General features: G+C 67.8%; 20 protein-coding genes and 1 tRNA gene. 17 read left to right on the top strand and 4 right to left on the bottom strand.

From position 1 onward, the window contains the following. Positions 1 to 30: 30 nt before the first annotated feature. Positions 31 to 1086, bottom strand: coding sequence for a selenide, water dikinase SelD (gene selD, locus HCU76_RS13960; RefSeq protein WP_256354169.1), 1056 nt, complete (start codon positions 1084 to 1086; stop codon positions 31 to 33). 18 nt (positions 1087 to 1104) lie between these two features. Between selD and mnmH the strand changes: the two genes are divergently transcribed. The 14 genes from mnmH (at position 1105) to HCU76_RS13890 (ending at position 16095) form a co-directional block, all read left to right on the top strand. Next, the gene (gene mnmH, locus HCU76_RS13955) at positions 1105 to 2163 is read left to right on the top strand and encodes a tRNA 2-selenouridine(34) synthase MnmH (protein ID WP_218509659.1); all 1059 of its coding nucleotides are present in this window, start codon (positions 1105 to 1107) and stop codon (positions 2161 to 2163) included. 115 nt (positions 2164 to 2278) lie between these two features. After that, the gene (locus tag HCU76_RS13950) at positions 2279 to 2581 is read left to right on the top strand and encodes a hypothetical protein (protein WP_218509658.1); all 303 of its coding nucleotides are present in this window, start codon (positions 2279 to 2281) and stop codon (positions 2579 to 2581) included. Between the two features lie 81 nt (positions 2582 to 2662). Further along, a complete protein-coding gene (fdnG, locus tag HCU76_RS13945; RefSeq protein WP_218509657.1) occupies positions 2663 to 5734 on the top strand; it encodes a formate dehydrogenase-N subunit alpha in 3072 nt (1023 codons plus the stop codon). A 14-nt stretch (positions 5735 to 5748) separates the two neighbouring features. Further along, the gene (gene fdxH / locus HCU76_RS13940; protein ID WP_218509656.1) at positions 5749 to 6690 is read left to right on the top strand and encodes a formate dehydrogenase subunit beta; all 942 of its coding nucleotides are present in this window, start codon (positions 5749 to 5751) and stop codon (positions 6688 to 6690) included. Positions 6691 to 6701: 11 nt separating this feature from the next. Further along, positions 6702 to 7352, top strand: a complete 651-nt coding sequence (locus tag HCU76_RS13935; protein ID WP_218509655.1) for a formate dehydrogenase subunit gamma — start codon at positions 6702 to 6704, stop codon at positions 7350 to 7352. Further along, complete coding sequence (gene fdhE, locus HCU76_RS13930; RefSeq protein WP_218509654.1) at positions 7349 to 8371, top strand: formate dehydrogenase accessory protein FdhE; 1023 nt, start codon at positions 7349 to 7351, stop codon at positions 8369 to 8371. The genes HCU76_RS13935 and fdhE overlap by 4 nt, the downstream gene beginning before the upstream one ends. Continuing rightward, positions 8371 to 9819, top strand: a complete 1449-nt coding sequence (selA, locus tag HCU76_RS13925) for an L-seryl-tRNA(Sec) selenium transferase (protein WP_218509653.1) — start codon at positions 8371 to 8373, stop codon at positions 9817 to 9819. Before fdhE ends, selA begins: the two co-directional genes overlap by 1 nt. Positions 9820 to 9843: 24 nt before the next feature. Continuing rightward, positions 9844 to 10959 (top strand): acyl-CoA dehydrogenase family protein, encoded by a 1116-nt coding sequence (locus HCU76_RS13920; RefSeq protein ID WP_218509652.1) that lies wholly within the window; start codon positions 9844 to 9846, stop codon positions 10957 to 10959. Positions 10960 to 10970: 11 nt separating this feature from the next. Continuing rightward, complete coding sequence (locus HCU76_RS13915) at positions 10971 to 11831, top strand: phosphate/phosphite/phosphonate ABC transporter substrate-binding protein (protein WP_218509651.1); 861 nt, start codon at positions 10971 to 10973, stop codon at positions 11829 to 11831. After that, on the top strand, positions 11797 to 13014 hold the full coding sequence (locus HCU76_RS13910; protein WP_218509650.1) for a ferritin-like domain-containing protein: 1218 nt from the start codon (positions 11797 to 11799) through the stop codon (positions 13012 to 13014). The genes HCU76_RS13915 and HCU76_RS13910 overlap by 35 nt, the downstream gene beginning before the upstream one ends. Positions 13015 to 13016: 2 nt before the next feature. Next, positions 13017 to 14981 (top strand): selenocysteine-specific translation elongation factor, encoded by a 1965-nt coding sequence (selB, locus tag HCU76_RS13905; protein ID WP_218509649.1) that lies wholly within the window; start codon positions 13017 to 13019, stop codon positions 14979 to 14981. 43 nt (positions 14982 to 15024) lie between these two features. After that, positions 15025 to 15120, top strand: a tRNA-Sec gene (locus HCU76_RS13900). A gap of 145 nt (positions 15121 to 15265) precedes the next feature. Next, positions 15266 to 15703 (top strand): glycine cleavage system protein H, encoded by a 438-nt coding sequence (locus HCU76_RS13895; protein WP_218509648.1) that lies wholly within the window; start codon positions 15266 to 15268, stop codon positions 15701 to 15703. Then, positions 15700 to 16095, top strand: coding sequence for a DsrE family protein (locus HCU76_RS13890; protein ID WP_218509647.1), 396 nt, complete (start codon positions 15700 to 15702; stop codon positions 16093 to 16095). The genes HCU76_RS13895 and HCU76_RS13890 overlap by 4 nt, the downstream gene beginning before the upstream one ends. 91 nt (positions 16096 to 16186) lie before the next feature. On the opposite strand, the gene HCU76_RS13885 is transcribed toward HCU76_RS13890, so the two are convergent. From HCU76_RS13885 to HCU76_RS13875, 3 genes are read right to left on the bottom strand one after another with little or no spacing between them, the layout of a single operon-like run. Continuing rightward, positions 16187 to 17626 carry an efflux transporter outer membrane subunit gene (locus tag HCU76_RS13885; RefSeq protein ID WP_256354168.1) on the bottom strand — a complete coding sequence of 480 codons (1440 nt, stop codon included), beginning with the start codon at positions 17624 to 17626 and terminating at the stop codon, positions 16187 to 16189. Further along, positions 17613 to 20795, bottom strand: a complete 3183-nt coding sequence (locus HCU76_RS13880; RefSeq protein WP_218509646.1) for an efflux RND transporter permease subunit — start codon at positions 20793 to 20795, stop codon at positions 17613 to 17615. Before HCU76_RS13880 ends, HCU76_RS13885 begins: the two co-directional genes overlap by 14 nt. Next, a complete protein-coding gene (locus HCU76_RS13875) occupies positions 20792 to 22396 on the bottom strand; it encodes an efflux RND transporter periplasmic adaptor subunit (protein WP_256354167.1) in 1605 nt (534 codons plus the stop codon). Before HCU76_RS13875 ends, HCU76_RS13880 begins: the two co-directional genes overlap by 4 nt. Before the next feature lie 201 nt (positions 22397 to 22597). Here HCU76_RS13875 and HCU76_RS13870 point away from each other — a divergent pair, with 201 nt between their 5' ends. The 3 genes from HCU76_RS13870 to HCU76_RS13860 all read left to right on the top strand — a co-directional run bounded on the left by HCU76_RS13870 (position 22598) and on the right by HCU76_RS13860 (position 25749). Beyond that, complete coding sequence (locus tag HCU76_RS13870; RefSeq protein WP_218509645.1) at positions 22598 to 23356, top strand: hypothetical protein; 759 nt, start codon at positions 22598 to 22600, stop codon at positions 23354 to 23356. 189 nt (positions 23357 to 23545) lie between these two features. Beyond that, positions 23546 to 24748, top strand: a complete 1203-nt coding sequence (locus tag HCU76_RS13865) for a M20 aminoacylase family protein (protein WP_218509644.1) — start codon at positions 23546 to 23548, stop codon at positions 24746 to 24748. A gap of 38 nt (positions 24749 to 24786) precedes the next feature. Then, a complete protein-coding gene (locus HCU76_RS13860; protein ID WP_218509709.1) occupies positions 24787 to 25749 on the top strand; it encodes a tripartite tricarboxylate transporter substrate-binding protein in 963 nt (320 codons plus the stop codon). Positions 25750 to 25833: the final 84 nt, after the last annotated feature.

Genomic DNA, 25833 nt, shown 5'->3' with positions numbered 1-25833 from the left:
GTGAGCTTGCGACCTGCACACGCAAAGGTTTCAGGCTGCGAACGACACGCTCGGTGCATTGCCTGGCGCCACGGCCCGCATGGCGCCGACAGCGGCCGCCTGCATGAACCCCGCCTTGCGGAACGCATCGAGCACGGCAGGCGCGCTGTTAGGACTGCAGCTGACGAGCAGGCCGCCGCTGGTCTGCGGATCCGACACCAGCGCGCGCTGCCAGTCCGCGGCCGCTTCCGGCCAGGCGATCTGCCCGCCGTAGCCGGCCCAGTTGCGCCCCGACGCACCCGTGACGATGCCCTGCCGCGCGAACGGCACGGCGCTCTCGATCAGCGGCAGCGCACTGAGCGAAACATCGGCCGCGAGCCCCGAGCCGCGGCAGATCTCCAGCAGATGGCCGGCCAGGCCGAAGCCGGTCACGTCGGTCATCGCATGCAGTCCGTCGAGGCCGGCGAGTGCTGTGCCGACGCGGTTGAGCTGCGTGGTGTGCCGGATCATCTCCGCGTAGCCCGCCGCATCCAGCAGCCCCTTCTTGAGCGCCGCCGACAGGATGCCCACGCCCAGCGGCTTGCCCAGCACCAGCACGTCGCCCGCCTCGGCCGCCGAGTTGCGCCGCACGCGGTCCGGATGCACCAGACCTAGCCCGACCAGCCCGTAGATCGGCTCCAGCACGTCGATGCTGTGGCCGCCCGCGATCGGGATGCCGGCCTCGCGGCAGATGCTCGCGCCGCCTTCGAGCACCCGCCCGATCACCTCGGGCGGCAGCTTGTCGATCGGCATGCCGACCAGCGCCAGCGCCATGATCGGCGTGCCGCCCATCGCGTAGATGTCGGACAGCGCGTTGGTCGCGGCGATGCGGCCGAAGTCGAACGGGTCGTCGACGATCGGCGTGAAGAAGTCGGTAGTGGCGACCAGCGCCTGCGTGTCGTTGAGGCGGTAGACGGCCGCGTCGTCGCTGGTCTCCGTGCCGACCAGCAGTTCCGGCGGCACCAGGCCCTGCGGTGCGCGTGCCAGAATCTCCGCCAGCAAGCCGGGGGCGATCTTGCAGCCGCAACCGCCGCCGTGCGAGAAACGTGTGAGAGCGATTGGTTCCATGCCCATGAGAATAAGCCCATGACCCATCGCGGCCCCGTTCGCGTCGCGGACATCCACGAATTCGACGCGCTGATCGACGCGCGCTCGCCCGCCGAGTTCGCGCTCGACCACATCCCCGGCGCCATCAACTGCCCGGTGCTCGACGACGACGAGCGCCGCATCGTCGGCACCCTCTACAAGCAGACCGGCGCCTTCGAGGCGCGGCGCGTGGGCGGCGCGATGGTCGCCGCCAACCTGGCGCGTCACCTCAACGAAAGCTTCGCGGACAAGCCGGCCGGCTGGAAGCCGCTGGTGTATTGCTGGCGCGGCGGGCTGCGCAGCGGCTCGATGGTCACGTGGCTGCGCCTAGTCGGCTGGGATGCGCAGCAGTTGGCCGGCGGCTACAAGAGCTTCAGGCACCACGTGCTCGATGAGCTGGCGGCGTTCATTCCGCAACTGAGATTGCATGTCGTCTGCGGTGCCACCGGCAGCGCCAAGACGCGCGTGCTCCAGGCGCTGGAGAAACGCGGCGCACAGGTGCTGGACCTCGAAGGCATGGCGCGGCACAAGGGTTCGCTGCTGGGTGCATTGCCGGGCGTGCCGCAGCCCTCGCAGAAGGCCTTCGAGACGCAGCTGGCCACGGCGCTGGAGCGCTTCGATCTGGGGCGCACGGTGTATGTCGAGGGCGAGAGCGCGCGCATCGGCCGGATCACATTGCCGATCCCGCTGGTCGAACGCATGCGCGCCAGCGACTGCATCGAGATCGTTGCAACGCCCGAGGCGCGGCTGGCCTACCTGCTGCGCGACTACGCCTACCTCGGCGACGACCCCGAGGCGCTCGCAAGACAACTCGGGCTGCTCAAGGAAATGCAGGGCAAGGAAACGGTCGGCCGGTGGCAAGCCTGGGCGCGCGAGCATGCGCTCTCGCCGCTGTTCGACGAACTGATGCGCAGGCACTACGACCCGCATTACGCGCGCTCGCAGGAACGCCACTTCGCCCACTGGAAGGCGCGCCGCGCCGTGGTTGCGTCGGACCTTTCCGACGCGGGGATCGAGGCCTTGGCTGACGCGGTCCTGGCCTTGCCGCCGCCACACTGAAGCATTCGGTTGCGCCTTGTTGTACGCAACCATAGTTCACTGTTTTTAGGGGTTTTCCGTGCTTGCTGCGCGCCTCCAGCAGGCGTCCACTCCATCTTGTTCGAGGAAAGCAGCCATGTACTCCCGATACGCGCGCGTCGTGGTCTTGCTCGGTGCAGTCTTGGCCGTGTCAGCGTGCGATCGCAATGCACCGGCGGTGCCTGCACCCAAGGCGGACAGCGCGCCGCTTCCCGGCGCGGCAGCGTCTGAGATCAAGCCGCACACGGGCGGCGAGCTTCCCGCCTCGGCGGCACCGGCCGGTCCCGCCGAAGGCACGACCGCCATCGGCGGCATGACGGGCGGCAAGCAGGACGGCGGGGCTGCGAAGGGCGGCGCGCCCGAATCGACTGGCGGCGACGGCACGAATGCGAAGCCATAGGACAGGGGGCGGTCAGCGCAGGAAGCAGCTGGCCGTGAGGATCGATATCAACGCGGCCGCGTTGCCGCTGGAGGGTCATCGATGGACATGAATCGACGGCAGTTCTTTCGTGTGAGTGGCGCGGGGCTTGCCGCCTCGAGCCTGGTCGCGCTGGGCTTCTCGCCCACGCAGGCCCTGGCCGAGACGCGCAACTTCAAGCTCGCGCGCACCACGGAAACGCGCAACACCTGCCCGTACTGCTCGGTCGGTTGCGGCATCATCATGTACAGCCTTGGCGACAAGGCGAAGAACGTGATCGGCAGCATCATCCACATCGAGGGCGACCCCGATCATCCGGTCAACCGCGGCACGCTGTGCCCCAAGGGCGCGGGGCTGCTGGACTTCGTGCACAGCCCGAGCCGCCTGAAGTACCCCGAGGTGCGCGAGCCCGGTGGCAGCGAATGGAAGCGCATCTCGTGGGACGAGGCCATGTCGCGCATCGCCAAGCTGCTGAAGGCCGACCGCGATGCCAACTTCATCGCCAAGAACGCCGACGGCCAGGTCGTCAACCGCTGGACTTCCAGCGGCATGCTGGCCGCATCCGCATCGTCCAACGAATCGGGCTACATCACGCACAAGGTGATGCGCTCGATGGGGATGCTCGTATTCGACAACCAGGCGCGTGTTTGACACGGCCCGACGGTGGCCGGTCTGGCCCCGACGTTTGGCCGCGGTGCGATGACCAACCATTGGGTGGACATCAAGAACGCGAACCTGGTTTTGATCATGGGTGGCAATGCCGCCGAGGCGCACCCGTGCGGCTTCAAGTGGGTGATCGAGGCCAAGCACAACAACAAGGCCAAGCTCGTCGTCGTCGATCCGCGCTTCACGCGGTCTGCGGCCATGAGCGACTACTACGCGCCGATCCGCGCGGGGAGCGACATCGCCTTCCTCGCCGGCGTGATCAATTACCTGCTCACCAATAACAAGATCCAGCAGGAGTACGTCAGGAGCTACACGAACGCGCCCTTCATCGTCGGCGAGGCCTATGGCTTCAACGACGGCCTGTTCACGGGCTACGACGAAGCCAAGCGCCGCTACGACAACACGAGCTGGGGCTACGAGCTCGACGAGCAGGGCTTCGCCAAGGTCGACCCGACGATGGAGCACCCGCGCTGCGTGCTCCAGGTCATGAAGAAGCACTTCGGGCGCTACACACCAGAGCTGGTGACCCGCATCACCGGCACGCCGAAGGACAAGTTCCTGAAGGTCTGCGAGATGATCGCCTCGACCGCGGTGCCCGACCGGGCCATGACGGTCATGTATGCCCTCGGCTGGACGCAGCACAGCCAGGGTTCGCAGATCATCCGCACCGGCGCCATCATGCAGTTGCTGCTCGGCAACATGGGCATTGCCGGCGGCGGCATGAACGCACTGCGCGGCCACAGCAACATCCAGGGGCTGACCGACCTGGGCCTGCTGTCGAACTCGTTGCCGGGCTACATGTCGCTGGCGCTCGACAAGGAACAGGACCTCGACACCTACTACAAGACCCGCGCCCTGAAGCCGCTGCGTCCCAACCAGATGAGCTACTGGCAGAACTATCCGAAATTCTTCGTCAGCCTGCAAAAGTCGTGGTGGGGCAAGGCCGCGACCGCCGAGAACGACTGGGCCTTCCACTACCTGCCCAAGATCGACAAGCTGTACGACGTGCTGCAAGCCTTCGAGTTGATGAACCAGGGCAAGCTCAACAACTACATCTGCCAGGGCTTCAACCCGGTGGGGTCGTTTCCCAACAAGAAGAAGATCATCGCGGGGTTGTCGAAGCTCAAGTGCCTGGTGACCATCGATCCGCTGAACACCGAGACTTCGGAGTTCTGGAAGAACTTCGGCGATCACAACGACGTGAAGACGGCCGAGATCCAGACCACGGTCTTCCGCCTGCCGTGCACCTGCTTTGCGGAAGAAGATGGCTCGGCCACCAATTCGAGCCGCTGGCTCCAGTGGCACTGGAAGGGCGCGAGCCCGCCCGGCGAGGCACGCGGCGATCCGGAGATCATGGCGGACATCTTCCACCGGATGAAGACCGCCTACGAGAAGGATGGCGGGGCCTTCCCGGACCCGATCGTCAACCTCACCTGGCCTTACAAGATCCCGCACAGCCCCTCGCCCGAGGAACTGGCGATGGAATACAACGGCAAGGCGCTCACCGACGTGCTCGACCCCGCCGACAAGACCAAGGTGCTGGCGAAGGCCGGCGAGCAGCTGTCGGGTTTCGGCCTGCTGCGCGACGATGGCTCGACCGCCTCCGGCTGCTGGATCTTCGCGGGCGCATGGACGCAGGCGGGCAACCAGATGGCGCGGCGGGACAACGCCGACCCGTGGGGCCTCGGCCAGACGCTGGGCTGGGCCTGGGCCTGGCCGGCCAACCGGCGCATCCTCTACAACGCTGCCTCCAGCGCGCCTGATGGCAAGCCCTGGGATGCCACCCGGCGCCTGGTGCAATGGGACGGCAAGGCCTGGAGTGGATCCGACGTACCGGACATCGGCACCAACGCGAACCCGGGCGATCCGGACCGGGTGCAGCCGTTCATCATGACGGCCGAAGGTGTCTCGCGCCTGTTCGCGCCCACCGGCATGGCCGAAGGCCCGCTGCCGGTTCACTATGAACCCTTCGAGTCGCCGATGGCCACGAACCTGATGCACCCGGAGAACATGAAGGCGCGGTCCAATCCCGCCGCGCGTGTCTTCAAGGGCGACCTGGAGGCCTTCGGCACGGCCAAGGACTTCCCGTACGTGGCCACCAGCTACCGCTTGACGGAGCACTTCCACTACTGGACCAAGCACGTCCGCACCTCGGCCATCATCCAGCCGCAGCAGTTCGTGGAGATCGGCGAGGAACTGGCCAAGGCCAAGGGCATCGCCAACGGCGAAACCGTCAAGGTCTCTTCCAACCGCGGCTACATCAAGGCCGTGGCACTGGTGACCAAGCGCATCCCGCAACTGGACTGCGATGGCCACAAGGTCGACACGGTGGGCCTGCCCAACCACTGGGGATTCGTCGGACTGGCCAAGCCCGGCTACCTGGTGAACACGCTGACGCCCTTCGTCGGCGACGCGAACACGCAGACGCCCGAGTTCAAGTCCTTCCTCGTGAACATCGAGAAGGCCTGAGGGAGAAAAGAAAAATGTCATCCCTGCAATCACTGGACATCGCCGCCCGCTCGGCCACCACCACGCAACCGCCGCACGCGCGCAACACGGCGGAAGTCGCCAAGCTCATCGATGTCAGCAGCTGCATCGGCTGCAAGGCGTGCCAGGTGGCCTGCATGCAATGGAACGACCTGCGCGACACCATCGGCAACAACGTCGGCGTCTATGACAACCCGGCCGACCTGTCGCCGGAGTCGTGGACGGTCATGCGCTACTCCGAGGTGGAGATGAAAGTCTCCGGCACCGAGGAGACGCGGCTCGAATGGCTGATCCGCAAGGACGGCTGCATGCACTGCGAAGACCCCGGCTGCCTCAAGGCGTGCCCGGCGCCCGGCGCCATCGTCAAGTACACCAACGGCATCGTCGACTTCATCAGCGAGAACTGCATCGGCTGCGGCAACTGCGTCACGGGTTGCCCCTTCGACGTGCCGCGCATCAGCAAGAAGGACGACCGGGCCTACAAGTGCTCGCTGTGCTCCGACCGCGTCACGGTCGGGCTGGAGCCGGCCTGCGTGAAGGCCTGCCCGACGGGTGCCATCCACTTCGGCACCAAGAGCGACATGCTCGACTACGGCGGCGAGCGGGTCGCGGACCTGAAGGAGCGCGGCTATGCGCAAGCGGCCGTCTACAACCCGTCGGGCGTGGGCGGCACGCATGTGATGTACGTGCTCCAGCATGGCGACAAGCCCGAGCTGTACCACGGCCTGCCGAACAACCCGACGATCAGCCCGCTGGTCTCGTTGTGGAAGGGCGCCGTGAAGCCGCTGGCGCTGGCCGCGATGGTCGGCGCGGCGGTGGTCAGCTTCTTCCACTACAACAAGGTCGGCCCGCTGGAAGTGGAGGAAGACGAGCCGGACGATGCCCTGGCCAATGCCGTCATCGACGAGGCACCGGCCCGCAACAAGACCGATACCTGAGGAGCGCCGACATGAAGCACATCATCCGGCGCTACACCGACCTCACCCGCGCCAACCACTGGTTCGTGGCGGGGCTCTTCATCTGCGCCGGTCTGTCGGGCCTGGCGATCTTCCATCCGGCGTTGTTCTTCTTCAGCAACCTGTTCGGTGGCGGTCAGTGGACGCGCATCCTGCATCCCTTCTTCGGGCTGCTGATGGTGTTCGGCTTCGCCTTGCTGTTCATCCAGTTCTGGCATGAGAACCTCTGGAAGCCCATCGATACGCAATGGGTGCGCAAGGCCCCGGACCTGATCATCAAGGGCGACGAGGACGCGATGCCGCCGGTCGGCAAGTACAACGCCGGCCAGAAGGGCGTGTTCTGGCTCTTCACCATCTGCCTGCTGCTGTTGCTCGTCACCGGCTTCATGTTCTGGCGGCCGTGGTTCGTCGACTATTTCCCCATCACCTTGCGGCGCATCGCCGTGCTGGTGCATTCGCTGTCGGCGATCGCGTTGATCCTCGGCGTGATCACGCACGTGTATGCGGCGATCTGGGTCAAGGGCTCGGTCCACGCCATGATGCGCGGCACCGTCACCTACAACTGGGCGCGCAAGCACCACCTGCTCTGGTACCGCGAAATCGTCGCGGAGGAATCGGCGGCCGAGCGCAGAATGAAGGGATGAGCTTGACCCAGGCTGCACCCCTGCTGACGCCCGAGGAGATCGCCATTCGCGCGGGCGGACAGCAGCAGGTTCCTTTCCTGGTCCTGCCCCAGCGTGCCAGCGTCTTTGCCGAGAGGGAAATCCGCTTGCGGCAGCTGGCGGCCGGCCATCCGATGCGCGACTTCCTCATCTTCATGGCCGAGGTCGTGCATGCGCAGCACCGTGCGTTGCAGGACTGCCCCGCCGTGGAGGTGCCGGACGACGCGGCGCTGGAATCGGCCGCGCGCCTCGGGATGCCTGCCGTGCCGGCCACCGACTGGCCGCGCGATCCGGCATGGCGGGCGGTCTTCCGGTCGCTGCTCGACAGCCTGGTGCCGCGCTTGGCCGGCAGTCCGGCGCTGGCGACGGTCCAGGCCCTGCGCGAAGTCGACGACGAATGGCTCGACGCGCAGGCCGACCTCCTGCTGCACAACCTCATGCTGGGCCTGGAGCTTGGCCCCGCCCCTCTCATCGGCGCGGCCTTGCAGGTGTACTGGACGCACCTGGTGTTGTCCACACAGGCCGCGGGCGAGAAGAGCCGGCTTGCGCCCTTCGGCCGCACCGACGACGCGACGGCCTGCCCCTGCTGCGGCAGCCATCCGACCGCCAGCGTCTCGCGCGTCAATGCGACGGCCGGCAACTACCGCTACCTGCATTGCTCGCTGTGCTCGACGCAATGGCACATGGTGCGCATCAAGTGCAGCCACTGCGAGGGCACCAAGGGTATCCAGTACCAATCGCTGGAGCCCGTCGGCGCCGCAACCGCGGAGGGCAACAGGGCCGTCAAGCACCCGGTCGAGGCCGAGACCTGCGATGAATGCGGCCACTACCTGAAGATCGTGCACATGGAGCGCGACGCGCAGGTCGAACCGGTGGCCGACGACCTGGCCAGCGTGACCCTCGACCTGCTGGTGTCCGAAGCGGGCTTCCAGCGCCACGGCGTCAACCTGATGCTGCTGTTCGGCGAGCCCGACATTCCCGACGACGGCGGAGGCGGCTGATGGCTGCGACCGACGAATCCGTGGTTCACGGTTCGAAGGCCAGGCCCCAGGATCTGCCTTCTGTGGACAAGCTGCTTCGGCTGGAAGCGGCGCGTGCGTTGCTCGATGAACATGGCCACACGCTGGTGGCCAACGAGGCGCGTGCCTTGCTGGACAGCTTGCGTGCGCAGGCTCTGGCAGGCAGCTTGAACAAGGCGCACATCGAAGCGGATGCGTTGGCGGATGCGCTGGCGTCGCGCGTGCAGGCTCGCCTCGCGCCGCGCATGCGCCCGGTGCTGAACCTGACCGGCACCGTCATCCACACCAACCTCGGTCGCGCGGTGCTGGCCGATGCGGCGATGCAGCGCCTGCTCGCGGTGATGGCCGCGCCCAACAACCTCGAATACGACCTGGCCTCGGGTGGTCGTGGCGACCGCGATTCGCTCGTCGAAGACTTGCTGTGCACCATCACCGGCGCGCAGGCCGCCACTGTCGTCAACAACAATGCGGCGGCCGTGCTGCTCAGCATTGCCGCGTTGGCGCGCGAGCGCGAAGTCATCATCTCGCGCGGCGAACTCGTCGAGATCGGCGGTGCCTTCCGCATGCCGGACGTGATGGCGAGCGCGGGTGCGCGCATGGTCGAGGTCGGCACCACCAACCGCACCCATCCGCAGGACTACGAACGCGCCATCAACGCCAACACCGCGCTGCTGATGAAGGTGCACACCAGCAACTACGCGGTGCAGGGTTTCACCGCGGCGGTCGACGAGGCCACGCTCGCCGGCATCGCGCACGCCCGCGGGGTGCCGCTGGCCACGGACCTGGGCAGCGGCTCGCTGGTCGACTTGGCGCACTACGGCCTGCCGCGCGAGCCCCTGCCCCAGGAGATGCTCGCGGCCGGTTGCGACGTCGTCACCTTTTCCGGCGACAAGCTGCTCGGCGGCCCGCAGGCGGGACTCATCGTCGGCAGCAAGGAGGCCGTGGGGCGCATCCGCAAGTTCCCGATGAAGCGTGCGCTGCGCATGAGCAAGCTGCCGCTGGCCGCGCTCGAGGCGACGTTGATGCTCTATCTGCGGCCCGAGCGGCTCGCCAAAGATTTGCCCACGCTGCGCATGCTCACGCGGCCTGCCGATGCGATCCGTTCGATGGCGCAGGCGTTGCAGCCGAAGGTTGCGGCAGCGGTGGCACCGCGCTTCACGGTCGGGGTCGTCGAGTTGCTGGGGCAGATCGGCTCGGGCTCCTTGCCGGTGGCGCGGCTGCCGTCGGCCGGCCTCGCGCTGGCGCCAGCCGGCACGGCGAAGAAAGGCCTCGGCACCGCGCTCGATGCCATCGCCACTGCGCTGCGCGCCTTGCCGTTGCCCGTGATCGGCCGGGTCGCTGAGGATCGGCTGTTGCTCGACCTGCGCTGCCTCGAAGACAGTGCCGCCTTCGAGGAGCAGTTGCCCCTTCTCCACGAAATGCTGGCCTAAGATTTTTCCACCAGAAGAACCACCATGGACCATCTCTCCGCACTCGCCCCCATCCTTGCCGAAACACTGGCGCCGCTGGCCTTGCGCACCGACCGAGAGGGACGCTTTCCGCGAGAGGTGATCGAGGCCTTGGGCAAGGCAGGCCTGCTTGGCATGACGTCGGCGGCGGCCGTGGGCGGCATGGGGCTTGGCATGAAGGAAGCCGCGCAGGTCGTGTCGCGCATCGCGCAAGACTGCCCCTCCACCGCCATGGTGCTCTGCATGCACTATTGCGCCACCGCGGTGATCGAACAGTTCGGCAAGGAGACTGTGCGAAAGGCCATCGCGCAGGGCCAGCACCTGAGCACGCTGGCCTTCTCCGAAGCGGATTCGCGCAGCCACTTCTGGGCACCGACCGGCACCGCGCGCGCAGACGCAGAGCAGATCTTGCTCGACGCGCGCAAGAGCTGGGTGACCTCGGCCTTCGAGGCGGACAGCTACGTCTGGTCGAGCAAGCCGCTCGCGGCCGAGGGCGCAAGCACGCTCTGGTACGTGGATGCCAAAGCCGATGGCCTGTCGCAACCCGGCAGCTTCGACGGCCTCGGCCTGCGCGGCAATGCCTCGACACCGATCACGGCGCAGGGTGTTCGCGTCGCCGCGGCCGATCGACTGGGCGAAGACGGCAAGGGCTTCGACGTCATGATGGGCGTGGTGCTGCCGTGGTTCTCCGTGCTGAGCGCGGCCTGCTCGGTAGGCCTCATGGATGGCGCGCTGTCGCGGGCCGTGTCCCACGTCAGCCAGACGAAGCACCTGCACCTCGGCTCGTCGCTGGCAGACCTTCCGACCATCCGCGCCTACCTGGCCCGCGCGCGCATCAAGACCGACATGGCGCAGGCCCTTCTGGACGACACCGTCGCGGCCATCGGCGCCGGTCGCGCCGACACCATGTTGCGCGTGCTCGAAGTCAAGGCCGCCGCCGGCGAAACCGCATTGGAAGTCACCGACATCGCGATGCGCGTGTGCGGTGGCGCCGCCTTCCGCAAGGAGGTCGGCATCGAGCGGCTGTTCCGCGACGCACGCGCCGCGAGCGTGATGGCGCCGACATCCGACGTGCTCTACGACTTCATCGGCAAGGCCATCACCGGCCTGCCATTGTTCTGAGGGAGCCGGCGATGTCCGAACCGACGCTGATCATGGGTGCGGTGGCCTATGCCCCGAAGGTCGTCACCATCTGGGAAGGCTTCAAGGCCTTCTTTGCGCAGAACGGCCTGGCCTTCGACTACGTGCTGTATTCGAACTACGAACGCCAGGTCGAAGCGCAGTTCGACGGCACGATCCACCTTGCATGGAATTCGCCGCTGGCCTGGGTGCGCGCGGACCGCATGGCGCGCAGCCGCGGGCAGGCCGTGCAGGCGGTGGCCATGCGCGACACCGACTGCGACCTGCGCTCGGTCATCGTCGTTCGTGCCGACAGCGAGCTGCGCACGCTGGCGGACCTGCGCGGCAAGACGGTGGGCCTTGGAGCCGTCGATTCACCGCAGGCCACGCTGATCCCGCTGGACCATCTGCGCGGCAATGGCCTGGTGAAGGAGCGCGACTTCACGGCGCGCTATTTCGATGTGCTCGGCGGCAAGCATGGCGACCATATCGGCGGCGAACGCGATGCCGCACTGGCGCTGATGGCGAGCGAGATCCAGGCGTGTTGCCTGATCGATGGCAACCACCTGGCCTTCGGTTTAGACGGCACCTTGCCGGCCGGCAGCACGCGCGTCATCGCCACCACGCAGCCCTTCGACCACTGCAACTTCACCACCAGTCCTGATGCACCGGCTGCCCTGGTCGAGCGCTTCCTGTCGCTGCTGATGGCCATGCGCTGGGACGATCCGCAAGTCCGGCCCTTGCTCGAACTGGAAGGACTTCGGGAATGGCGGGTCGGCCGCACCAGCGGCTACGCGCTGCTGGAGCGCGCCATCGACGACGAACACTTCTACAGCCCCGATGGACGCATCACCGCCGCCGACTATCGATATTGAGTCGCTCGGACTGGACCAGGGCGCCCTGCTGCTGATCCGCCGCGCGCTCGCCGAAGTGCCGGCGGGCGGGCAGTTGCGCGTGTGCGGACATGCGCCCGCGTGGGAGATGCATCTGGCGGCATGGTGTCGTCAGCAGGGGCACGCGATGCGCCTCGACGATGGGGCTGCGGGCCGCGTCGAGGCGTGGGTGACGAACGGGGGGCAGGTCGAAGGCCGCTGGCGCGGCGCGTTGTCGACCGGGCACGCGGCGTCGGACGCGCCCGGCATGCCTGCGGAAGAAGCGTCGCCGGCATGGGGCCTGGCGGCGCGCGGCGCCGTGGTCGAGGCGGGCAGTACGCCATTCCACTTCGGCCTGCGTCGCCGTGACGAGATCTGGGCCGCCACTGCGGGCGAGCTTTACCGCCAGGGCGCCGCGGCGCAGTGGGACCCCGAAACGGCCATCGACTGGCATGCGGATTTCGAGCTGCCTGCGGCGATCGAGGCGGCGGTCGTGCAGGTCATGACCTACCTGATCGAGAACGAGAACGCGGCGTTGCTCGTGCCGGCGCGGCACCTCGGACAGATCCATCCACACTACCGCGAGGTGCTGCAATTGCTCGCGTTGCAGTGCGCCGACGAGGCACGGCATGTCGAGGTGTTCACCCGCCGCGCGACGCTGCGCGGCCACGAGCCTGCGCTGTCGACGGCCGGTGGACAGGCATCGTTGCGCACCCTGTTCGACGCACCCGACTTCTCCGTGTCCACCTTTCTTCTGGCGGTGCTCGGCGAAGGCAGCTTCGTGAACCTGCTGAACTTCCTGCAAGAGCATGCGCCTGATCCGGTGACGCGTCAGATCGCGCGCCTGACGGCCCGTGACGAGGCGCGTCACGTCGCCTTTGGCATGGCGCATCTGGAGCACCGGCTTGCGGCACAGCCCGACTTTCAGCCGCGACTGCGCAACGCGGTGGAAGTTCGCTACGACATGCTGGCGGGCACGGCGGGACTGAATGAGGAGGTCTTCGACGCATTGGTGCTGCTGGCGGCGGGCGAGCTGGCGCCGGGCGCCATCGCGCGCGGTCACCAGGCGGTGCAGGGGCTCAAGCGCGACATGGCGGCCGGCCGCCGTGCACGCCTCGCCCGGCTGGGCTTCTCGCGCGCCGAAGCCGAGCGTCTGGCCAATCTGCACACACGGAACTTCATGTAGCCATGATCGTCGGAACCGCAGGCCACATCGACCACGGCAAGACCACGCTGGTGCGCGCGCTCACCGGCGTGGACACCGATCGCCTGCCGGAAGAAAAGAAGCGCGGCATTTCCATCGAGCTGGGCTATGCCTTCCTCGACGTGCCCGGCCACCCGCAGGACGAGCGCATCGGCTTCATCGATGTCCCCGGGCATGAGCGGCTGGTGCACACCATGCTCGCGGGTGCGACCGGCATCGACTTCGCGCTGCTGCTGGTCGCGGCCGACGACGGCGTGATGCCGCAGACGCGCGAACACCTGGCGGTGCTGTCGCTGCTCGGGCTCGCGCGTGGAGCAGTTGCGATCACGAAGGTCGATCGGGTTGATGCGCAGCGGGTGGACCAAGTGCGTGCCGAGGTGGGCGCGTTGCTGGCGGGCTCGCCGCTCTCGCGCGCGCCCGTCATCGCGGTGTCTGCGCACAGTGGTGAAGGCGTGGAGACGCTGCGTGCGTTGCTCTTCGAGGCGGCCCGCGCCGTGCCCCTTCGGTTGCAGGACGCGTCGTCGTTCCGACTGGCCATCGACCGTGCGTTCACGCTCGATGGCGTCGGCACCGTCGTCACGGGCACGGTGCATGCGGGGCAAGTGGCGGTCGGCGACGAAGTGGTGTTGACGCCCAGCGCGACACAGCTGCACGCACGCGTTCGCAGCCTGCACGCACAGAACCGCACGGTGACGCGCGCGCACGCCGGGCAGCGCTGTGCGGTGTCACTGGCGGGCATCGGCAAGGACCAGGTGGCGCGGGGCCAGTGGCTGGTGGCGCTGGGCTGCGCATCGGCCACGGACCGGATCGATGCGTCGCTCACGTTGTGGCATGACGAGGCGAAGGCCTTGCGGTCCGGCACGCCCGTGCATGCGCACATCGGTTCGGTCGATGTGCTGGGCACCGTCGCGGTGTTGCAGGTGCAGGGCGACGAGAGCGATGGCGCCGCGTCATCCATCGCGCCGGGTTCGTCGGCGCTCGTCCAACTGGTGCTGCGCCAGCCCATCGGCGCGTGGCATGGCGACCGCGTGGTACTGCGTGACAACTCGGCCAGTCGCACGCTCGCGGGCGGGCGGGTGCTCGATCCTTTTGCCCCCGTGCGCTATCGCCGCACGCCGCAGCGCCTGGCTGAATTGCATGCGTGGTCACAGCCGGATGCGGGCTCGCGCCTCGCTGCACTCATCGGTGCCGCGCCCTCCGGCGTGTCGCTCCGGCGCTGGGCCCTGGCGGAAGGGATGCCGGCGAATGAGCTGCCAGCGCTGCCGTACGGGACGCTGCATGTAGTCGACGCGGCGCAGGGCGACTGGGCGCTTGGCGAGGCGTTTGCACATGCTGCACAGGAAGCGGTGCTGGCGGCGCTGGCAACGTTCCATGCACGCGAGCCCAACGCGCTGGGCCCCGACGCGGGACGCTTGCGCCGGCTCGCGGCGCCCCGCCTGGCTGAACCGCTCTGGCGCGCGCTGCTGTCGTCGCTGCGCGCCGAGGGCAAGGTGGTGCTGCGCGGGACGTTCGTGCATCTGCCGGAGCATGGGCTGCGGCTGTCTGCAACCGACGAACGGCTGGCGCAAAAGGTCAAGCCTTTGATGTCCACCACCGGCTTCGAAGGCTGCTGGGTGCGTGACCTGGCGGCCGACACGCGCGAGAGCGAGACGCTGATGCGCACCACGCTGGCCCGCCTGGCGCAGCAAGGTGAGCTGCATCAGGTCATCAAGGACCTCTACTACTCGCAGGACTGCGTGGTGCGCATGGCGGAGATCCTGCGATCGGTCGCCGCAGGGACACCCGGCGAAGTGACGGCGGCCCGCTTCCGCGACGCGACCGGGCTGGGTCGCAAGCGCGCCATCCAGGTGCTGGAATACTTCGATCGCGTGGGACTGCTGCGACGTGTGGGCGACGTGCACCGGCTGCGCAGCGACACGCAACTGTTCCTGGGGCAGGTGGCGGCATGACGGCATGCGCACGGCCTGGCGGCAAATTGGTTTTGTGGATCATGGAGGGGGAGCGTCCCTGGTGGGACGGCCGGGCTTCAAACCCGGTGGGTGGCGCCATGCGTCGCCGCGAAAGTTCGACTCTTTCCCCCCTCCGCCAAAGGCATTGTCTCGCCTACTGCGCGGCCGGATCTTGCACCTGCGATGCTCGCCGTACGCGTGTACGGCTGCGCTTCCCGGCGCAACCTCCAGTCGCTCGCTACGGCGATACAACGCCTTTGTCTGTCGCATTTTGAGGTTGATGAATGCCGGTTGATTTGTCATTGCAGTTTCCATCGGGCCTGCTCTACCTTGTCGAGCATGACGTCTGGGCGCGCGTGCATGGCGACGGGACGGCGACGGTCGGCATCACGGCGCTGGGAATCAAGCTGTCGGGCGAGATCTACATGTGCCGCGCCAAGCCCGTCGGCACGGAGATCGAGCAGGGACGCGCGGTCGCGGTGGTGGAGCTGGCGAAGGCCATCGTGTCGGTGAAGAGCGCGGTGACGGGGACGGTGGTGGAAGTCAATCCGCGGCTAGAGGAGACGCCGGAACTGGTGCATCGTGATCCATACGGCGAAGGATGGCTGGCACGGCTGACGCTGCGCGACTTCGAGGCCGACCGGCCGCAACTGATGCAGGGCGACGCGGTGGCCGAGGCGATGGCACAACATGCGGCCCAGGTGATAAAGGATCTGGAATGAATGTCGCTGTCGACCCCACAGCGGCAGGCATCGCGATCCTCTTGTGGGCAAGCGAGCCCGAGGCGCCGCATCGACTCGCCACGCCCTTCTTCCACGCGGCCGCCGCGGCCGCGCTGGACATGCCGGTGGAGATCTACTTCACGGCGCGCAGCGTGCTGCTGTTGCAGCCGGGCGTGGCCGCGTCGCTGCGGCCTTCGAGCCATCCCAAGACGGTGTACGACGCGATGCAGGAGGCCGCCAGCCACGGCGCGGTGTTCTTCGCCTGTTCCGATGCGTTGCAGGCGCACGGGCTGTCAGCCGCGACGCTGGTGCCGGAATGCACGCGGCGCGGCGGCGCGGTGCAGTTCATGGCGCGTGCAAGCGACCTGCGCTGGCGCACGCTGGTTTTTTAGCGTTCATCCATGCGCGGGCGCCCGTCTCGCATGGCGTCACACGCGCCGTCGAAGCGCCGGCAGCCGGAAGCCACCAACCGACTCCAGCCAACTACCGCTGCGGCTGCGGCGCCTCCTTCACCGCGATGTCGATCCAGCCGCCGCCCAGCGCCTTGTAGAGCGCAATGCTCTGCAGCAGCACCTCGCCTTCCGATTGCGCGAGCTGGATGCGGGCCGCGAAGAGGCTGCGCTCGGCATCGGTCACCTCCAGGTAGCTGGTGTAGCCGCCTTCGTAGCGGCGCCATGCGAGGCGCAGGTAGCGGTCGAGCGAACTCACCGCCAGCTTCTGGGCGTCGAGCGCCTTGCGGCTGGTGACGATGCCGGAGAGCGCGTTCTCCGTTTCGCCGAACGCCGTCTGCACGCTCTTGCGGTATTGCGCAAGCGCCTCTCGCTGCGCCGCCTCGGCGCTGCGCACCTGGCCCGCGATGGCACCCGCGGTGAAGATCGGCACGCTGACATCCGCGCCATAGGTCCACACGCGCGCCGCGCCACCCCAGAGGTCCGACAGCGAACGGCTCGACTGCCCGAACGCCCCGGTCAGCGAGATGCTCGGGAAATACGCCGCCTTCGCCGCGCCGATACGCGCATTGGCCGCGACCAGCGCCTGTTCGGCCTGCAGGATGTCGGGCCGGCGGTCCAGCAAGTCCGATGGCAGGCCGGCTGGCACCGCCGGCGCCGTCAGCGCGCTGAGGGGGCCGCCGCGCGCGATCGGGCCGGGATTGCGCCCGAGCAGCAGGCACAACGCGTTCTCCAGTTCCGCGATGGATTGCTCCAGCAGCGGGATGTTGCGCAGCGCCGTGGCGTAGTCCGAACGCGCCTGGCTCACCTCGACCTCGGACACCACGCCGCCCTTGAATCGCTTCTCGAACAGCGTCAGCGCATCCTGGCGGATGCGCAGCGTTTCACGCGTCACTTCCAGCTCCCGGTCCAGGTCGAGCAGGCGCACGTAGCCTGTGACCACGGCGGCCACGAGCGACAGCACCGTGCCGCGGCGGAAGGCTTCGCTGCCCTGCAGGTCGGCGGCGACCGCCTCGCTGAGCCGGCGCGTGCGGCCGAACAGGTCGATCTCCCAGCTGGCCAGCAGCGTCGCCTGCACGGCGTTGTAGGGGTTGGTCGCGGGAGCGGGCGAGATGGTCTGTTCGCTGGCACGCGTGCGGCTGCCCGCGGCGTCGGCGCCGAGTTGCGGAAAGAGCGGTGCGCGGGTGGTGCCGAGCACGCCGTAGTAGCGGTCGACACGCGCGGCGGCGGCCACCAGGTCGTCGTTGCTGCGCAGGCCTTCGTCGACCAGCGCATCGAGCTTCGGGTCGCCGAACTGCCGCCACCAGGCCGTGTCGCTGGCGTTCGCGACGGCGTTGGCCTGCGTTGCGGCACCCCGGAATTGCGCCGGCACCTCGATGGCCGGGCGCTGGTAGTCCGGGCCCAGCATGCAGCCCGTGAGCAGGGCGGCCATCGCGGCCGCGAGTGCCGGCGCGCAACGTTCAATGCGGCGCATCGGGCACGTCCTCGGCGCCGGGCGCGGGCTCCGCCTCCTGCGGCGGCGTCTTCTTCTTCGCGAATCGTTCGGCCAGCGTCTCGAAGCCCCAGAAGAACATCGGGATGAAGAAGATCGCGATCAGCGTCGCGCCCAGCATGCCGCCGATCACGCCGGTGCCCAGCGACCGCCGGCTCGCGGACGAGGCGCCGCTGGCGATCGCCAGCGGAATGCAGCCGAGGATGAAGGCGAGCGAGGTCATGATGATCGGCCGCAGCCGCAGCCGGGCGGCGCTCAGCGCGGACTCGTAGGGCGACTTGCCTTTCGCGCGCTCCTCGATCGCGAACTCGAAGATCAGGATCGCGTTCTTCGCGGCCAGCGCGATCAGCACCGTCAGCCCGATCTGGAAGTACACGTCGTTCTGGATGCCGCGCATCCAGATGGCCGCGATGGCGCCGAACAGCGCGAAGGGCACGGCCAGCAGCACGCCGATCGGCAGCGTCCACTTCTCGTACTGCGCCGCGAGGATCAGGAACACCATCACCAGCGCGAAGCCGAACACCAGCCCCGCGGTCGAGCCCGCCTTGCGCTCCTCGTACGACTGCCCCGACCACGCATACGAGAAGCCTGCGGGCAGCACCTCGCGCGCCAGTTCCTCCATCGCGTCGAGGGCCTGTCCCGAGCTGTAGCCGACGGCCGCATCGCCGGTGATCTTGGCCGCGGTGAAGTTGTTGAAGCGCGTGACGATGTCGCCACCCGCCACGTAGCGCGTGGTGGCCAGCGCCTTCAGCGGCACCATCTTGCCGTCGCGGTTGCGCACGTACATGTTCTGCAGGTCGTCGGGCTTGGTGCGGTAGTCGGGCTCGGCCTGCAGGATCACTTGGAACAGCCGGCTGTTCTTCGGGAACTGGCTCACGTAGAGCGAGCCGAACAGCGTCTGCAGCGTGGTGTAGACGGCCTCGACCGGCACGCCCAGGCTCTCCGCCTTGTCGCGGTCGACGTCGACCATCAGCTGGCGCGAGCGCGTGTTGATGGTCGAGGTGACGCCGCGCAGTTCGGGCCGCTCGCGCGACTTGGCGATGAGCTCGCGCGTCACCTGCTCGACGCGCTGCAGCGTGGCATCGCCCTCGCTCTGCACCCAGAATTCGAAGCCGCCCGTGGTGCCGAGGCCGGGGATCGACGGCGGGTTCACCGGGATCATCACCGCGTCCTGGTACGACGCGAATTCCTTGCCGGCCTCGTGGATCAGCGCGTCGGCCTTGTCGCCCGGCGCCTGCCGTTCCGCGAAACCCTTGAGCGAGACGAACAGCACGCCGGCGTTCGACTTGAGCTGCGAATCGATGAGGCTGAAGCCGGGCACGGAGGCCACCGACTTCACCGCCGGCTGCTTGCTGAACCAGGCTTGGGCGCGATCGGTCGCGAGCTCGGTGCGGTCGAGGCTGGCGGCGTCCGGCATGATCGCCGCGGTGAAGATGTAGCCCTGGTCCTCCACCGGCAGGAAGGACGATGGCACCTTCCTGAACAAGCCCATCATGATCGCCACCATGCCGACGATCAGGATCGCCGCGATGCCCACCCGCTTGATCGCCAGCTGCACACTGCGGCCGTAGCCGTCGGTCAGCCGATCGAACTTCTTGTTGAACCAGCCGAAGAAGCCCTTCTTCTCGCCATGCGCCTGCGGCTTCAGCAGGATCGCCGCCAGGGCCGGCGACAGCGTCAATGCCACCAGCCCCGACAGCACCACCGACACCGCGATGGTGATCGCGAACTGCTTGTAGAGCTGCCCTGTGATGCCCGAGAGAAAGGCCACGGGGATGAACACGGCGCACAGCACCAGCACGATCGCGACCACCGGCCCGCTGACCTCGTCCATCGCGTGCTTGGCCGCCTCCTTGGGCGGCAGCCCGAACTCGGCCATGTTGCGCTCGACGTTCTCCACCACCACGATCGCGTCGTCGACCACGATGCCGATCGCCAGCACCATGCCGAACAGCGTCAGCATGTTGATCGAGAAGCCCATCGCCGTCATGCCGATGAAGGCACCCAGGATCGACACCGGCACCGCGAGGATCGGCACCAGCGTCGCGCGAAAGCTCTGCAGGAAGAGGAACACCACCAGCACCACCAGCACCAGCGCCTCGACGAAGGTGTGCACCACCTCCTTGATCGACTCCTGCACGAACTCGGTGGTGTCCAGCGCGATGTCGTAGTCCAGTCCCGGCGGGAAGCTCTTCTTCATCTCGGCCAGCAGCACCTTCACGTCCTTCGCCACCTGCAGCGCATTGGCCCCGGGCTGCTGGTAGATGGCGATCAGCGTGGCGGTCTTGCCGTTGTACTTGGAGCGGATCGAATAGTCCTTGGCGCCGAGTTCGGCGCGGCCGATGTCCTTGACCCGCACGATCGCGCCATTGCTGTCGCGCGACGCGCGCAGGATGATGTTCTCGAACTCCGAGGGCTCGGTCATGCGCCCCGAGGTCGCGACCGGGATCGTCTGCTGCACCGGCCCGGCGGTGGGCGATGCGCCGAGGCGGCCGGCGGCGTACTGCTGGTTCTGCGCCGCCACGGCCTGCTGCACGTCGGTGGCGGTGAGGCCGAGCGAGGCCATGCGGTCGGGCTTGAGCCACAGCCGCATCGCGTAGTCCGGCGAACCGAAGATCGAGCTCTGGTTGGCGCCCGGCACGCGCTTGATCGCGTCGAGCACGCTGATGTTGGCGTAGTTCGCGATGAAGGTCGGATCGTTGCTGTTGTCCGGCGAATAGATCGCCACGATCATCATGAAGGCCTGCGACTTCTTCGCCACCGACACGCCCTGCGAACTCACCGCGGATGGCAGCGTCGGCAGCGCGAGGTTCACGCGGTTCTGCACGTCCACCTGCGCCAGCGAGGGGTCGGTGCCGATCTCGAAGTACACCGACAGCGTCATGTTGCCGGTCGAACTCGACGTCGAGTTCATGTACATCATGTGGTCGGCGCCGTTGACCTGCTGCTCGATCGGCGCGGCGATGTTCTGCGACACCACCTCGGAACTCGCGCCGGGGTAGGTCGCGGTAACGGAAATCTGCGGCGGCGTGATCTCCGGGAACTGCGCGATCGGCAGGTTCAGCATCGCCACCGCACCGGCCAGCACCAGCACGATCGAGATGACGGAGGCGAAGATGGGGCGGTCGATGAAGAAGTGCGAGAACTTCATCGCGCCCCCGCCACCACGACGTCGACGCGACGCGCGAGTGCGGGTGACTGGTCGCCGACGATGTCGGCCGGCGCCTGCATGTCGATGCGTTCGCGCGGCACGCCGGCGGCGACCAGCGCATCGCGCACCGCCTGCGCGCGCGCCTTGGCCAGTTGCGCGTTGGCCTGTGGATTGCCGCTTGCGTCGACGAAGCCGTGCAGCGCGACACGTGCATCGGGCCTGGCCTTCAGCGTGGCCGCAACGCCGAGCAGGTGCGCGCGGCCGGTGGCATCGAGCGTGGTCCGTGCCGGGTCGAAGTAGACGGCCTCGGTGCCGAGGGTCGCTGCAGGAGCCGGGGCGGCGATGGCGCCGGCCGCACCGCTGGGTGTGGCACCGGCGCCCGCAGCCGCTGCGGCCGATTGCCCGGCAGCGCGCGCAACCGGCGTCGCAGCGAAAGCGGCAACGGGCAAGGGCTCGGCCGCGACCTCCTTCACGCGCACCGGCGCGCCGGGTCCGAGCCGCATGAACCCATCGACCACCACGCGGTCGCCATCCTTCAGCCCTCGGCTCACCAGCCACTGGTCGCCCAGCCAGTCGCCGGCCGTGACCGGCTGCTGCAGGACCTTGTTCTCCGCGTCCACCGTCCAGACGAAGGCGCCGCGCGGGCCCTGCTGCACGGCGCGCTGCGGCACCACGATCGCATTGGGACGCTGGAGGCCGTGGACCCTGACGCGCACGAACTGGCCCGGCCGCAGCACGCCCTCGCGGTTGGGCACTTCGGCGCGCAGCAGGAAGGTGCCCGTGTCCTGGCTGAACGCGGCATCGAAGAAGGTGATGCGCCCTTGCGCCGGGTAGCTGGTCCCGTCGGCCATCAGCAGTTCCACCGCATAGTCGTTGCGCGGCGTCCGCAGCAGCTTGCCGCTGGCCACTTCGTCGTGCATGCGCAGCGATTCGTTCTCCGACAAGCTGAAATTGACGCGCATCGGGTCCAGCTTCGCCACATAAGTCAGCAGGCTGTTCTGTCCGTTGACATAGGCGCCGTCCTGCACCTTCGCGAAGGACGAGAGTCCGTCGAGGGGCGAAGTGATCGTGGCATAGCCGACGTTCAGGGACGCATCCGTGACCTTGGCCCTGGCGGCCTCCACCGCCGCGGCGGCGGCCTGCTCGCTGCCGGTGGCATCGTCCAGGTCCTTCGCCGCCAGCGCGTTGTCGGCGACCAACGGCTTCACGCGCCGGAGGTTGGCGCGCGCCGTGGAGAGCCGCGCCTGCTGCTGCGCCAGTTCGGCCTGCGCGGCCTTCAGGTCCGAATTGAAGGGCTTCGGGTCGATCTGGAACAGCACCTGCCCGGCCTTCACGAAGCTGCCTTCGGTGTACACGCGCTTTTCCAGGAAGCCGTCGACCCGCGCGCGGATCTCGACCTGCTGCGAGCTTTCGGTCTGGCCGACGAAGTCGTAGGTGATCGGGACCAGCTGCGCCTTGACCGTCTGCACCGAGACTTCCGTCGGTGCTGGCGCCGGCTTCTCGGCCTCTTTCCTGGAGCATGCCGCCAGCAGCGCGCAGGCGATCAGCGCACCGGCCTGCAGTGTGCGCAGTGAATTGCCGGTACTTGCCATGGCAGGCATCAGAGGCGGTCCCTCATCGCAGCACTCTCCAGACGTTCAGGTCGCTCGGCGTCCCGCTGCCGGGAGGCAAAGACGGATTCTTGCCTGCCTCGCGGGCTGCATCAATTGCCCTCCCATGCGCTTCCGATTGCCCCGAAGGGCAGAAATCTGCCGCGCCTGGATCGATAGACGGCGTTGCCTTGGAGAGCGTCAGGCGGCAAATTGGCCAATGGCAAGCAGCTGTCCAGATCGGAGGCATCGATGAGAAACGTTGGCGGCGAGGAAAAGATCGGCGGCGCAACGCGCATGGATGGGCAGCGAGGCGAAGCAGCGGACTCTCGCGAAGCCGAAGTCACGCTGAATGTGGCAGGCCCCGGCGTAGCCGCGTCGATCGTCCGGCTGACCAATGCGATCAGCATTCGCCTGGAAGACGACTTGAAGGCCAAGGCGACTTCGTCCAGTCACTCGGAGCTCGCCGCAGCGCGCAGGCAGCAGTACGAATTCATCTCGGCACAGATTTCGCGTGAGGATGGACTCGTCCATCAGCGCATGACCTGGGCGTTCCAGCTCAACGGCTTGCTGTTCGTCGCGCTCGCGCTCATCCAGGCATCTGCGGCAAGCGAAGCCGGGAACGCCGCCGTCATCGCGCCATGGCTGGTCGACTTTCTCCTTGCTGCGCTCCCGCTCGCGGGCCTGGGCATCACCGTGGCCGGATGGCTCGGGGTTCGGGCAGCCGATCGTCAACTCAGGTATCTGCGTGGGCAGTATGCGGAGGATGTCGATGACTTTGCGCGCGACAACAAGTGGCCCAAGCCTTTTGGAGATCGCCGGTCCTTCCTGGATGGCGCCGCCGCGATACAACTGTCGTTTGCGGCGCTGTGCTTCTTCTGGTTGTGGCTTGCCGCGCATCGGGCATGGCCCGCGGCCGTGGAAACGTATTCGCACCTCATTGTTCAAGGTCTGGCTCGCATCGCGAATTGAAGACGCAAGGCGAAAACCTGACGGGAAATGGCCAACGTGAAGGGCGCTGCGCCCGCACGTCATGCGCCCGGGCGCACGCGTCGCAGAAGCTTACAAAAGTCCTGATGGCTGTACATCGGTGAATCCACAGGCCTGAACGGGAACGCCGGGCGTCCGAGAATCACCCCGACCCAACCCGCTCTTGCACCCATGAACATCGTCGACTCCTTCGCCAACGTCGCCCGCTTCATCGACATCCGCCGCGACATCCACGCCCATCCCGAACTCGGCTTCGAGGAGCACCGCACCTCCGAGAAGGTCGCTTCACTGTTGACCGAATGGGGCATCGAAGTCCACCGCGGCATCGCCGGCACCGGCCTGGTCGGCGTGCTGCGCAAGGGCACGAGCAAACGCACCATCGGCCTGCGCGCCGACATGGACGCCCTGCCCCTGCACGAGGCCAACGAGTTCCCGCACAAGTCCACCCACGCCGGTCGCATGCATGCCTGCGGCCACGATGGCCACACGACGATGCTGCTCGCCGCCGCATGGCACCTGTCCCGGCAAGGCCCGGATGACTTCGACGGGACGGTCCACTTCATCTTCCAGCCTGCCGAGGAGATGGGCAAGGCCGGCGCGAAGAAGATGATCCAGGACGGCCTGTTCGAGCGCTTCCCCTGCGACGCGGTGTTCGCGCTGCACAACTTCCCGGTCGGCGAGGTAGGCCGTTTCGCGCTCAACGAGGGTGCGCTGATGGCGTCGAGCAACACCTGGAAGGTCACGATGCGCGGCCGAGGCACGCATGCCTCGATGCCCCACACCGGCATCGACCCGGTGGCGGCGGTGGTCACGCTGGCGCAGCAGCTGCAGACCATCGTGCCGCGCACCATCGCCAGCACCGAGCGCGCCCTGCTCGCGGTCACGCAGTTGCAGGGCTCCGATGCACCCAACGTGATCCCCGACGTGGCCACGGTCGGCGGCACGGTGCGCACCTTCTCCATCGACGCGCTCGACAAGATCGAGGAGCGCCTGCGCACCGTGGCCAAAGGCGTGGCCGAGGCGCATGGCTGCACGGCAGAGGTGAGCTTCATCCGCGCCTCGCCGCCGGTGGTCAACCACAAGGACGAGGCGCGCTTCGCCGCCAGCGTGATGCGCGAGGTGGTCGGCGACGACATGGTCACCGACGACTGGCCCGCCGTGATGGGCGCCGAGGACTTCGCCCACATGCTGATGGTGCGGCCGGGCTGCTATGCCTTCCTCGGCAACGGCGATGGCGACCACCGCCTGGACGGCCACGGGCCCGGGCCTTGCATCATCCACAACACCTCGTTCGACTTCAACGACGAGATCATCCCGATCGGCGCCAGCTACTTCGTGAAACTGGCGCAGCGTTGGCTGCCGGTCGCCGCATGAATCCGTTCAACCCCCTGGAAGAAAAAAGCCCTCCCGCCATGTCCTTCGCGCTCGACCGCCGTTCCTTCATCGCCGCCGCCGCAGCAGCTGCCGCCCTTCCCGCCATGGCCCAGCAGCGCGTGATCCACATCATCGTGCCCTTCGCCACCGGCGCCGTGCAGGACACCGTGGCGCGCGCCTTCAACAGCGAACTGGGCGTGGCGCTGGGCGCAACGACCATCGTGGAGAACCGCGCAGGCGCAGGCGGCAGCGTGGGCGCGGCCCTCGTGGCCAAGGCCCCTGCCGACGGCAATACGCTGGTCCTCGCCGCTGCCAGCCATCACATCGCCGGCCACCTCTACAGCAAGCTCGGCTACGACCCGCTGAAGGACTTCGTCGGCGTCGCCAACCTCGGCAATGCGGGCTATGCGCTGGCGGTGTCGAGCGCGATGAACGTCGGCACCACGGCGGACTTCATCAAGGAGGTCAAGGCCAACCCGGGCAAGTACAACTACGCCTCGGCCGGCAACGGCAGCGCCACGCACCTGGCGATGGCGTCCTTCCTTGCCAGGGCCGGCCTGCAGATGACGCACATCCCGACCAAGTCCACCGGCGAGGCCGTCAACGAGTTGCTGGCCGGCCGCGTGCAGGCGGTGATCTCGTCGAGCATCGGCGTGATCGGCTTCCAGACCGATGCGCGCATCAAGCTGCTGGCGACAACCGGCATCCGGCGCAGCCCCTTCCTGCCCAACCTGCCGACCGTGGCGGAGAGCGGCCTGCCCGGCTATTCCTTCGACTCGTGGATCGGCCTGCTCGCGCCAGCGGCCACGCCCAAGGCCGAGGTCGAGAGGCTCAACGCCGCCGTCAACAAGGTGCTGGCCGATCCGGCGATCCAGGAGCGCTTCGCGCGCCTCGGCGTCGAGCCGCGCACGCAGACGGCGGCCGAGTTCCAGCAACTGCTGCGCAGCGACTGGGATGCGATGGGCGTGGTGGTGAAGGCGTCCGGCGCGAAGGTGGACTGAAGAGGGCGGCCACGGGGCGGTCTGGAACGAGCGTCCCCGTCCGACACACTCGCACGCGATTCGTGGGCAGAATCCGGGCGGCAG

The sequence above is a fragment of the Variovorax sp. dw_308 genome, assembly GCF_019207085.1.
GTDB lineage: Bacteria > Pseudomonadota > Gammaproteobacteria > Burkholderiales > Burkholderiaceae_C > Variovorax.
Note: the sequence above shows the minus strand (reverse complement) of the source record. Positions and strands in the feature narration are given on the sequence as shown.

Excerpts from the sequence above, each read along its gene's own strand:
- HCU76_RS13950 (WP_218509658.1), top strand. The coding sequence starts at position 2,279 with ATGTACTCCCGATACGCGCGCGTCGTGGTCTTGCTCGGTGCAGTCTTG.
- HCU76_RS13865 (WP_218509644.1), top strand. The coding sequence starts at position 23,546 with ATGAACATCGTCGACTCCTTCGCCAACGTCGCCCGCTTCATCGACATC.
- fdxH (WP_218509656.1), top strand. The coding sequence starts at position 5,749 with ATGTCATCCCTGCAATCACTGGACATCGCCGCCCGCTCGGCCACCACC.
- mnmH (WP_218509659.1), top strand. The coding sequence starts at position 1,105 with ATGACCCATCGCGGCCCCGTTCGCGTCGCGGACATCCACGAATTCGAC.
- HCU76_RS13910 (WP_218509650.1), top strand. The coding sequence starts at position 11,797 with ATGGACGCATCACCGCCGCCGACTATCGATATTGAGTCGCTCGGACTG.
- HCU76_RS13920 (WP_218509652.1), top strand. The coding sequence starts at position 9,844 with ATGGACCATCTCTCCGCACTCGCCCCCATCCTTGCCGAAACACTGGCG.
- HCU76_RS13885 (WP_256354168.1), bottom strand. The coding sequence starts at position 17,626 with ATGCGCCGCATTGAACGTTGCGCGCCGGCACTCGCGGCCGCGATGGCC.
- selD (WP_256354169.1), bottom strand. The coding sequence starts at position 1,086 with ATGGAACCAATCGCTCTCACACGTTTCTCGCACGGCGGCGGTTGCGGC.
- HCU76_RS13880 (WP_218509646.1), bottom strand. The coding sequence starts at position 20,795 with ATGAAGTTCTCGCACTTCTTCATCGACCGCCCCATCTTCGCCTCCGTC.
- fdhE (WP_218509654.1), top strand. The coding sequence starts at position 7,349 with ATGAGCTTGACCCAGGCTGCACCCCTGCTGACGCCCGAGGAGATCGCC.
- HCU76_RS13915 (WP_218509651.1), top strand. The coding sequence starts at position 10,971 with ATGTCCGAACCGACGCTGATCATGGGTGCGGTGGCCTATGCCCCGAAG.
- HCU76_RS13895 (WP_218509648.1), top strand. The coding sequence starts at position 15,266 with ATGCCGGTTGATTTGTCATTGCAGTTTCCATCGGGCCTGCTCTACCTT.
- HCU76_RS13890 (WP_218509647.1), top strand. The coding sequence starts at position 15,700 with ATGAATGTCGCTGTCGACCCCACAGCGGCAGGCATCGCGATCCTCTTG.
- HCU76_RS13860 (WP_218509709.1), top strand. The coding sequence starts at position 24,787 with ATGTCCTTCGCGCTCGACCGCCGTTCCTTCATCGCCGCCGCCGCAGCA.
- HCU76_RS13875 (WP_256354167.1), bottom strand. The coding sequence starts at position 22,396 with ATGCCTGCCATGGCAAGTACCGGCAATTCACTGCGCACACTGCAGGCC.
- selB (WP_218509649.1), top strand. The coding sequence starts at position 13,017 with ATGATCGTCGGAACCGCAGGCCACATCGACCACGGCAAGACCACGCTG.
- selA (WP_218509653.1), top strand. The coding sequence starts at position 8,371 with ATGGCTGCGACCGACGAATCCGTGGTTCACGGTTCGAAGGCCAGGCCC.
- HCU76_RS13935 (WP_218509655.1), top strand. The coding sequence starts at position 6,702 with ATGAAGCACATCATCCGGCGCTACACCGACCTCACCCGCGCCAACCAC.